This window comes from Polaromonas sp. P1_G2 (assembly GCF_056405515.1).
The window spans coordinates 1-9,670 of the sequence record NZ_JBFUBY010000159.1 but is presented as its reverse complement, the minus strand read 5'-3'; the positions used below and the strand labels follow the sequence as shown (position 1 = coordinate 9,670).

At 61.0% G+C, this 9,670-nt stretch carries 9 protein-coding genes; 3 read left to right on the top strand and 6 right to left on the bottom strand.

Annotation, left to right across the window (positions count from 1 at the left end; translation table 11 throughout):
- Positions 1–143: 143 nt before the first annotated feature.
- From AC1D0P_RS16275 to rpmH, 6 genes are all read right to left on the bottom strand, one after another.
- Positions 144–635 carry a Crp/Fnr family transcriptional regulator gene (locus AC1D0P_RS16275; RefSeq protein ID WP_007862691.1) on the bottom strand — a complete coding sequence of 164 codons (492 nt, stop codon included), beginning with the start codon at positions 633–635 and terminating at the stop codon, positions 144–146.
- A gap of 176 nt (positions 636–811) precedes the next feature.
- Entirely contained in the window at positions 812–2,224 is a 1,413-nt protein-coding gene (gene mnmE, locus AC1D0P_RS16270; RefSeq protein ID WP_477677696.1) for a tRNA uridine-5-carboxymethylaminomethyl(34) synthesis GTPase MnmE, read from the bottom strand.
- Positions 2,225–2,351: 127 nt separating this feature from the next.
- Positions 2,352–4,067: a membrane protein insertase YidC gene (gene yidC, locus AC1D0P_RS16265; RefSeq protein ID WP_477677695.1), complete on the bottom strand. Its 1,716-nt coding sequence runs from the start codon at positions 4,065–4,067 to the stop codon at positions 2,352–2,354.
- Complete coding sequence (gene yidD / locus AC1D0P_RS16260) at positions 4,064–4,393, bottom strand: membrane protein insertion efficiency factor YidD (RefSeq protein ID WP_477677694.1); 330 nt, start codon at positions 4,391–4,393, stop codon at positions 4,064–4,066. Before yidD ends, yidC begins: the two co-directional genes overlap by 4 nt.
- The gene (locus AC1D0P_RS16255) at positions 4,390–4,809 is read right to left on the bottom strand and encodes a ribonuclease P protein component (protein WP_477677693.1); all 420 of its coding nucleotides are present in this window, start codon (positions 4,807–4,809) and stop codon (positions 4,390–4,392) included. The genes yidD and AC1D0P_RS16255 overlap by 4 nt, the downstream gene beginning before the upstream one ends.
- A 53-nt stretch (positions 4,810–4,862) precedes the next feature.
- Positions 4,863–4,997: a 50S ribosomal protein L34 gene (gene rpmH / locus AC1D0P_RS16250; protein WP_007862708.1), complete on the bottom strand. Its 135-nt coding sequence runs from the start codon at positions 4,995–4,997 to the stop codon at positions 4,863–4,865.
- A gap of 434 nt (positions 4,998–5,431) precedes the next feature.
- Here rpmH and dnaA point away from each other — a divergent pair, with 434 nt between their 5' ends.
- From dnaA to AC1D0P_RS16235, 3 genes are all read left to right on the top strand, one after another.
- Entirely contained in the window at positions 5,432–6,826 is a 1,395-nt protein-coding gene (dnaA, locus tag AC1D0P_RS16245; RefSeq protein WP_477655972.1) for a chromosomal replication initiator protein DnaA, read from the top strand.
- 328 nt (positions 6,827–7,154) lie between these two features.
- Entirely contained in the window at positions 7,155–8,261 is a 1,107-nt protein-coding gene (gene dnaN / locus AC1D0P_RS16240; RefSeq protein ID WP_477655973.1) for a DNA polymerase III subunit beta, read from the top strand.
- A 125-nt stretch (positions 8,262–8,386) separates the two neighbouring features.
- The coding region (locus AC1D0P_RS16235; RefSeq protein WP_477677692.1) for an ATP-binding protein at positions 8,387–9,670 on the top strand (1,284 nt) is incomplete at its 3' end.

Here is a 9,670-nt window from a genome sequence, read left to right as displayed (position 1 = left end):
ACTTTATCGAATCGCCCGCAGCACCGCACGGTAAAAAATCACGCGCGTTGCCGGTTTGCCATTTGGTCGACGAAACCTTTAGTTTTCAAGAAGCCGTCTTCTGATAACTGCTGTGCGAGCTATGAATGCGCCCGCATTTCGCCTCAGGTCACCGCGACGCGCTTGGGACGGTTGTACAGGCGCTTGGCCATCACCGAACCCATGGCCATGGTCAGCTCCAGTGCGATGGGGCTGTGGCGGTTGGCCAATTCCAGGAAGCGCATAGGAGTCAGGCACCAGAGCTTGCAGGGGGTGGAAGCATGCACCGTGGCGCTACGCGGCATGTGCGAGAAAAACGCGCCTTCGCCGAGCACCGTGCCGGCGCCGACCAGCGCCATGCGCACACGCGCTTTTTCATCCTCGTAATGAACACTCAAGGTGCCGCTTTCGACAAAGTACAGCGTGCGGTCCAGCGCGCCTTGCTCCATCAACACCTGGCCGCTGTTCAGCGCAAAGGGCTGCAGGTAGCTGGCCAGGATGTCCCAGTGCGGCTGGTTGAATTGGCACCGCAAGGCATCGCTGGCGTGGCAATGCAGGATGGCCTGGGCAAGGCCCTGGATGTCAAAACGGATGGCGGCGGGGAGTGGAGCGTTCATAGTGCAACGGAAGATACCTTCGCATTACAAGCGCAGCAAGGGCCACTAACGCCCGCTTACACCTGATACAGGAGGGTCTGATTTTGTAATTTCCCCTCGAGAGAAGGCCATTTTTGACCATTACCGAGGGTCTGTGACCGCTGGTCCGTGCACGGCACCCGCCTGTCGCCGGTTCATTACTTTCCGATGCAGAATCTCGAGAAAATTTCGCCCAGAAGGTCGTCCGGCGTGAACGTGCCGGTGATTTCGCCGAGATGCATTTGGGCCTGCCGCAAATCCTCGGCGAGCAAATCCAGCGCCGGTTGCACGGCATGAAGTTGTGCGCCGGCTTTCACGAGTTGCTCTTGCACCTGGTTCAAAGCACGCACATGGCGCTCACGGGCCATGAACACGCCTTCAGGCACCGCCTGCCAGCCCGCGACCTCCAGCAGCCGGCGGCGCAGGTCCTGCAGGCCGGCGCCGGTTTTGGCGGAGATCAACACTCCGCCGCTGATCGTGCCCAGCAGCTCCGCGCCCGCCGCATCGGACTTGTTCCAGACATCAATGATGGGTGTGTTGCGCGGCAATTCGCGGCCCAGCACCTGCGCGATGTGCGCGTCGGCGGCCAGGTAATCAGCGGTGTGCCGGGTCAGGTCATGCAGGAAGAGCACGGCGTCGGCGCTGGCGATTTCAGCCCACGCGCGTTCCACGCCGATTTTTTCCACTTCATCAAGCGCCTCGCGCAGGCCGGCGGTGTCCACCACGTGTAGCGGCACGCCTTCGATCTGGATCAGCTGCGACACCTTGTCGCGCGTGGTGCCGGCAATCGGCGTGACGATGGCGAGCTCGGCGCCGGCCAGTGCGTTGAGCAGCGAGCTCTTGCCCGCATTGGGCTGGCCCGCGATCACGACCTTGATGCCCTCGCGCAGCAGCGCGCCCTGCACGGCACGCTGCATCACGCCGGCCAGCGTCGTTTGCAGGCGCTCAAGCTGGCCCTGCGCGTCGGCCTTCTGCAGGAAGTCGATGTCTTCCTCGGGAAAGTCCAGCGTGGCTTCGACCAGCATGCGCAAATGGATCAGCTGCTCGAGCAGCGTGTTGACCGCCAGCGAAAACTCGCCCGACATCGAACGCGCCGCCGAGCGCGCCGCGGTTTCGGTGCTCGCGTCTATGAGGTCGGCGATCGCCTCGGCTTGCGCCAGGTCTATCTTGTCGTTGAGGAAGGCGCGTTCGGTGAATTCGCCGGGTTGCGCCACACGCAGCCGCGGCACCGCCGCCTGGCCTGTCACCGGGTCCGGCACCGCGCCGGCTTCGAGGCAGCGCGCCAGCAGCAGCTGCAGCACCACGGAGCCGCCATGCGCCTGCAACTCCAGCACATCTTCGCCGGTATAGGAATGCGGCGCCGGGAAATGCAGGGCCAGCCCCTGGTCTATGGCCGCACCGTGCGCGTCCCGGAAGGGCAGGTAGCTTGCCTGGCGCGGCTGCAGCGCGCGGCCGCAAATCGCTTCAATGACGGGCGCGATGTGTTTGCCCGACACAYGCACGATGCCCACGGCCCCGCGGCCCGGCGCGGTGGCAATGGCAACAATGGGGTCGTGGTGTCGGGCCAGCATGGTGGTAGAGGTAGATATTAAGGGGCAAACGCCCGGCGGGGCCGCCTGAGGGCAGGGCCCGCCCCCCAGGCGATTTCCCAAGAAAAAGGGCCGCGAAGCGGCCCGATTTTTTTATTCCCTGTCCGCCTTACCTGAATTTAGGCAGGTTGAACTGTGGCGGCACGCCCATGCGGGTGTTGATGACCCACTGCTGCGCGATCGACAGGATGTTGTTGGTGATCCAGTACAGCACCAGGCCGGCCGGGAAGAAGAAGAACATCACGCTGAAGATCAGCGGCATGAACCACATCAGCTTGGCCTGCATCGGGTCCGGCGGCGCGGGGTTGAGCGCCGTCTGCAGCATGGTCGTGAGCGTCATCACAACGGGCAGGATAAAGAAAGGATCGGGCGCTGAAAGGTCGTGGATCCACAGGATCCAGGGCGCGTTGCGCATCTCGACGCTGGACAGCAGCACCCAGTACAGCGCAATGAACACCGGGATCTGGATCATGATCGGGAAGCAGCCGCCCATGGGGTTGACCTTTTCCTCACGGTAGATTTTCATCATCGCCTGCTGCATTTCCTGCGGCTTGTCTTTCAGGCGTTCGCGCATTTCCATGATCTTGGGATTGATGGCCTTCATCTTGGCCATGCTGGCGTAAGCCTTGGCATTGAGCCAGTAGAAAGCGACCTTCAGCAGCAGCACCAGCGCCACGATGGACCAGCCCCAGTTGTGGATAAAGCCATGCAGCTTGTCGAGCAGCCAATACAAGGGCTTGGCCAGGATGGTGAGCCAGCCGTAGTCCTTGACCAGCTCCAGGCCGGGGGAAATGGCTTCCAGGGTTTTTTCTTCCTGCGGACCGACGAAGAACTTCGAATCAATGGTCTTGGTCGTACCGGGGGCGATCACGTCCAGCGGCGTGATCATGCCGACGGCGTAGAGGTTGGTGTCGACCTTGCGGAAAAACAGGTCGCGCTTGACGCCGTCGCCCAGAATCCAGGCCGAGGCAAAGTAATGCTGCACCATGGCGGCGTAGCCGTTGCTGGCCTGTTTCTCGACGTCGACCTTGTTGTTTTCAATGTCCTTGAACTCGACCTTCTGGTACTTCTTGGCATCGGTGTATATCGCCGGGCCGGTGAAGGTGGAATAGAAGGAGGACTCTCCGGGCGGCTTGTTGCCGTCGCGCACGAGCTGCAGGTACAGCTGCGGCGAAACAGCCGCCGTGCCGGTGTTGACGATGTCGTGGCGCACCGCGATGTCGTAGGCGCCGCGTTTGAGCGTATAGGTCTTGACCAGCTTGACGCCGCCGACGTCGGCCGACTCGAACTTGACTTCGAGCTCGTTCAGGCCTTCCTTGAGCGAACGCTCACCGGGGACGACCTTCATCAGGGTCTTGTGCGTGGGAAGGCTGCCGCTGCCGATCAGGCCGGTCTGCGCCACGTAAACGCGGTTGGCGCTTTCATCCAGCAGCACAAAACCCTGGTCCTTGTGCGTCTGGTCTTTGTATTTGGCAAAGGCCGAGTGCACCAGGGTGCCGCCTTCGCTGTCAAAGGTCAGCGCGAGCACGTCGGTGCTCACCACCACACGCTCTTTGGTCGCCGCGGGCGCGGTGCTCGGGGCGCCTGCGGGCACGGCGCCGGGCGTGGCCGGAGCCGCATTCGAAGAAGCCTGGGGCGCGGGCACCGAAGATGCCGAGGCGCCGGCAGCCGGTGCGGAGGCGCCCACGGCGGGGGCCTTGGCGGACTGCGTGCTCGAGGGGAAGAAGGTCGCCTTGTGGCCGTTGAAAACCTGCCACTGGTCCCACAGAAGGACCATGGAGAAACCAAAAATCACCCACAAGATGGTGCGGCGGATGTCGTTCATGACGGCGTCTTTTTAGAAGGGGTAGGGGCCACGGGTGTGGCCAGGCGGGAAAAGAGAGAGAAAGGACGCGCCGCTGAGGCGGCCGGCGGCACCGGATCGTGCCCGCCTTCACACCAGGGGTGGCAACGGGCCAGGCGATGCAAGGTGAGGTAGCTGCCGACGGCAGCGCCGTGCTGCTGCAGCGCCTCAAGGGAATAGGCGGAACAGGTGGGCTCGAAGCGGCAGGCCGAGCCCAGCCAGGGGCTGAGCAGCAGGCGATAGCCTTTGACCAGGCCGATCAACAGCGTTTGCGGCAGGCGGACGGCGGCGGCCAGCACGGGATTCATGGCGCTTTGGCCCCCGCCTGCATCAAGGCCTGGACTTCGGCGCGCACGGCCTGCTTGAGCGGCTCGGAAGTGGCGCTGATGAATTCTTTGCGCGAAAAATCACGCCGCAAGCGGACCACATACGCGGCCTGGGGATACTGATGCGAAAAATCAGCGCTCACGGTGTAGATCTGGCGTTTGATGGCGTTGCGCGTGACAGCCCGTTTGGCCCAGCGTTTGGGAACCATCGCCCCGAGCCAGACGTCCTGGACGGGGAACAGCGACCTTGCCGCGGGGACATCAACAAGGCTGCCGGATTCGGCTTGCACGGGCTGGGCATCGAGCGCATTGCGGTGCAATGCGAAATGCACTGTTTTTGCAACGATGGCGCCGGCAAGGACTGCCTGGAACTGGGAACGGGTTTGAAGCCGCTGCACGAGCGCCAGGCGTCAGTTCGAAAAACTGCGGATGGCCAGCAAAAACGACAGGCTTAGACAGCCAGGCGTTTGCGGCCTTTGGCGCGGCGTGCAGCGATCACTGCGCGGCCGCCGCGCGTTTTCATGCGCGTCAGGAAGCCGTGCGTACGGGCGCGTTTGACTTTGGAAGGTTGGTATGTGCGTTTCATGATGAGTCCTGGTCCTGTTTGCTTGTCAGCCTATTAGCTTGTTAGCCGGTCAGCTGCAAAGCTTCCCCCTGGGCGATTCGAATGATCTTGGTGGCCGTACAACACAACCAACTCTGCAAGTCTGCAAACAGGTATCAAACCCGCTGCGAATCAGGGAAACCCATGATTATCGCAGATTTCCCAACGCTGGCAACAAGTTAGCCCGCTCATTGGGGGTAAAGGCTGAGAAGCCCCTGGCCGGTCCGCCGGGCGCCGCCGGAGCCGGCCGAACCCCCGCTGGGGGAGCCCGAAATAGGTTGAAACCCGAAGCAATTATTTTGTGGATAACTCCCCGTCCGGACTACAATTGCCGGTGCTCAAAATTAACAATATCCACAAGCAGCGACACGCCGCCCGGCCTCTTCTGCCAGGCCGGCAACCCGGCAAAAACCAGCATGAGTGAGGCATCCGTCCAAAACCTGAGCCAGGACTTGTGGCAAAGCTGCGTCGACCATCTGGCGCAGGAATTACCCGAGCAGCAGTTCAACACCTGGATCCGTCCCTTGGTGGTCAACGTCGCGGCCGACCTCTCCAAAGTCACCGTTCTGGTGGGCAATCGCTTCAAGCTGGACTGGGTGCGCGCACAGTACGCCGGCCGTATTTCAGCCCTGCTCGAGAAGATTTCCGGCCAGAGCATACCGCTTGAGTTAGCGCTCGCTCCTCGTGAAGCGCCCGTAAAATCTGCATCATTGATTCGCAGCTTCGAAGGCTCGAATATTCCCGAGCCGGTCGGCCTGGGCGTGCCCGAAGAAGCCGCCGGCGCGCCGTTTAAAAACCGCCTCAACAGCGCGCTGACCTTCGACACCCTGATTGAAGGCACGGCCAACCGCATGGGCCGTGCCGCCGCGCTGCATGTTTCCAGCAGCCTGGGCCAGCTTTACAACCCGCTTTTTATCTACGGCGGCGTCGGTTTGGGCAAGACCCATCTGATGCACGCCATCGGCAATAAACTGCTGGCCGACAACCCCAACGCCAAAGTTCTCTACATCCACGCTGAACAGTTTGTTTCAGATGTGGTTAAAGCTTACCAGCGCAAGACTTTTGATGAATTCAAGGAGCGTTACCACTCCCTGGATTTGCTGCTGATTGACGACGTCCAGTTCTTCGCCAACAAGGACCGCACCCAGGAAGAGTTTTTTAACGCTTTCGAGGCCTTGCTGACCAAAAAGTCGCACATTGTGATGACCAGCGACACTTATCCCAAGGGCCTCACGGATATCCACGAGCGCCTGGTGTCGCGCTTCGATTCCGGCCTCACGGTCGCCATCGAGCCGCCCGAACTCGAAATGCGCGTCGCCATCCTGATCCGCAAGGCCGAGGCCGAAGGCGCCTCCATGCCCGAAGAAGTCGCCTTCTTCGTCGCCAAGAACGTGCGCTCCAATGTGCGCGAGCTCGAAGGCGCGCTGCGCAAGATCCTGGCCTACTCCCGCTTCAACCTCAAGGAAATCTCCATCCAGCTGGCCCGGGAGGCCCTGCGCGACCTGCTGTCCATCCAGAACCGGCAGATCAGCGTCGAGAACATCCAGAAAACCGTCGCCGACTATTACAAGATCAAGGTCGCCGACATGTATTCCAAGAAACGGCCCGCCAGCATCGCCCGGCCGCGCCAGATCGCCATGTATTTAGCCAAGGAACTGACCCAGAAGAGCCTGCCCGAGATCGGCGAGCTCTTTGGGGGCCGCGACCACACCACGGTGCTGCACGCCGTCCGCAAGATGTCCGCAGAGCGCCAGCAGATGACCGAACTCAACCAGCAGCTGCATGTGCTGGAGCAGACCCTGAAGGGCTGAAAGCGCTCCCTCTATATGGCACCCATCGCAAATATGGCAAATGAATCCTTTAGCGCTCAGTTTTTCAGGCCCAATCCCCGGCTTAAATGCCTTCGCAACAAGTTTGGGGACAACTTTTGAACAACCCATGGTTTATCCACAGAAGCAGATGACAATCGAAAGTTGTTCATATCCGGCAGCAGGCTTCCACGGTATCTGGACACATGGTTAAACAAACGCCAAGTGGTTGATCAAAAAGGGGAAAATGGCGCTATCCACAGATTGGCGCTGCCCTTATCTACTACTACTAATTTGAATTAAAGAATTAAAGATATATACAGAGGAAGTCATGATCGTTCTGAAAGCAACCCAGGATAAAGTTTTGTCGGTACTGCAATCGGTCGCCGGCATCGTTGAGCGCAGGCACACCTTGCCGATTCTGGCCAACGTCCTGATCCGCAAAACCGGCGCTCAAGTGCAGCTCACCACCAGCGACCTCGAAATCCAGATCCGCACCACGGCCGAGCTCGACGGCGATGCCGGCAACTTCACCACCACCGTGGGTGCCCGCAAGCTCATCGACATCCTGCGTTCCATGCCCAGCGACCAGACCGTCTCGCTCGAGTCCTCGCAGAACAAGCTGATCCTCAAGGGCGGCAAAAGCCGCTTCACGCTGCAGACCCTGCCCGCCGAAGACTTCCCCCTGGTCCAGGAAGCCGCCAACTTCGGCCCCGGCTTCTCGGTGCCGCAAAAGGTGCTCAAGGAGCTGCTCAACCAGGTCTCCTTCGCCATGGCCGTCCATGACATCCGCTACTACCTCAACGGCATCCTGTTCGTCGCCGAAGGCAAGCAGCTGAGCCTGGTCGCCACCGACGGCCACCGCCTGGCTTTTTCCTCGGCCATGCTCGACGTCGAAGTGCCCAAGCAGGAAGTCATCCTTCCGCGCAAGACGGTGCTCGAAATGCAGCGCCTGCTCAGCGACAAAGAGGGCGCCATCGAGATGCAGTTCGCCGGCAACCAGGCCAAGTTCAGCTTTGAAGGCATGGAGTTCGTCACCAAGCTGGTCGAAGGCAAGTTCCCCGACTACAACCGCGTGATCCCCAAGAACCACAAAAACATCATTACCCTGGGCCGCGTGCCCCTGCTGGCCAGCCTGCAGCGCACCGCGATTTTGACCAGCGAGAAGTTCAAGGGTGTGCGCCTGAACATCGAGCCCGGCACCCTGCGCGTGGCCTCCAACAATGCCGAGCAGGAAGAAGCCGTCGACGAGCTCGACATCGACTACGGCGGCGACGCCATCGAAATCGGCTTCAACGTCACCTACCTGATCGACGCCCTGGCCAATATGGACCAGGACATGGTGAAGATCGAACTGGCTGACTCCAACAGCTCCGCGCTGCTGACCATCCCCGACGATGCGGCCTTCAAATACGTGGTGATGCCGATGCGCATCTAGCGCACAGCACACCTCCAGAACCCAGACAGACCCGCGACCTTCCGCGGGTTTGGTCATTCAAGAGATTGAAGAAATCGAAGCAATTCGATAAATGATCGATAAAAAGATCGGAAGAGAAGCCGGATATGACTGAAGAAAACAAAGTGAACGAAGCCGAACAGGTGCATGTGTCCGAAGGCGCAGCCACCGAGGAAAGCTCCAATTTCCAGCCCAAGATCGACACCAACCAGGCCGGCGCGTCCGAAGCCTATGGTGAAGGCTCCATCCAGATCCTCGAAGGCCTGGAAGCCGTGCGCAAGCGCCCCGGCATGTACATCGGCGACACTTCCGACGGCACCGGCCTGCACCACCTGGTCTTCGAGGTCGTCGACAACTCAATCGACGAAGCCCTGGCCGGCCATTGCGACGACATCGTCGTCACCATCCACACCGACAACTCCGTCAGCGTCACCGACAACGGCCGCGGCATCCCCACCGGCATCAAGATGGACGACAAGCACGAGCCCAAACGCTCGGCCGCTGAAATCGCCCTGACCGAGCTGCATGCCGGCGGCAAGTTCAACCAGAACAGCTACAAGGTCTCCGGCGGCCTGCACGGCGTCGGCGTGAGCTGCGTCAACGCACTCAGCAAGATGCTGCGCCTGACGATCCGCCGCGACGGCAAGGTCCACGTCATGGAGTTCTCGCGCGGCTTCGTGCAGAACCGCATCATCGAACAGGTCGACGGCATCGACGTGTCACCCATGAAGGTCATGGACGCCACCGACAAGCGCGGCACCGAAGTCCACTTCCTGCCCGACACCGACATCTTCAAAGAGAACAACGATTTCCACTACGAAATCCTCAGCAAGCGCCTGCGCGAACTGAGCTTCCTTAACAACGGCGTGCGCATTCGCCTGAAAGACGAGCGCACCGGCAAGGAAGACGACTTCTCCGGCGCCGGCGGTGTGCGCGGCTTTGTGGATTTCATCAACAAAGGCAAGACCATCCTGAACCCCAACGTCTTCGCGGCGATGGGCGACCGCCAGAGCGACCAGGGCACCAACATCGGCGTCGAAGTCGCCATGCAGTGGAACAGCGGCTACAGCGAACAGGTGCTGTGCTTCACCAACAACATYCCCCARCGYGACGGCGGCACCCACCTGACCGGCCTGCGCGCCGCCATGACCCGCGTCATCAACAAATACATCGACGACAGCGAGCTGGCCAAAAAAGCCAAGGTCGAGGTCACCGGCGACGACATGCGCGAAGGCCTGTGCTGCGTGCTCAGCGTCAAGGTGCCCGAGCCCAAGTTCAGCAGCCAGACCAAGGACAAGCTGGTCTCCAGCGAAGTGCGCGGCCCGGTTGAAGACATCGTCAGCCGCCTGCTGCACGACTACCTGCAGGAACGCCCCAACGACGCCAAGATC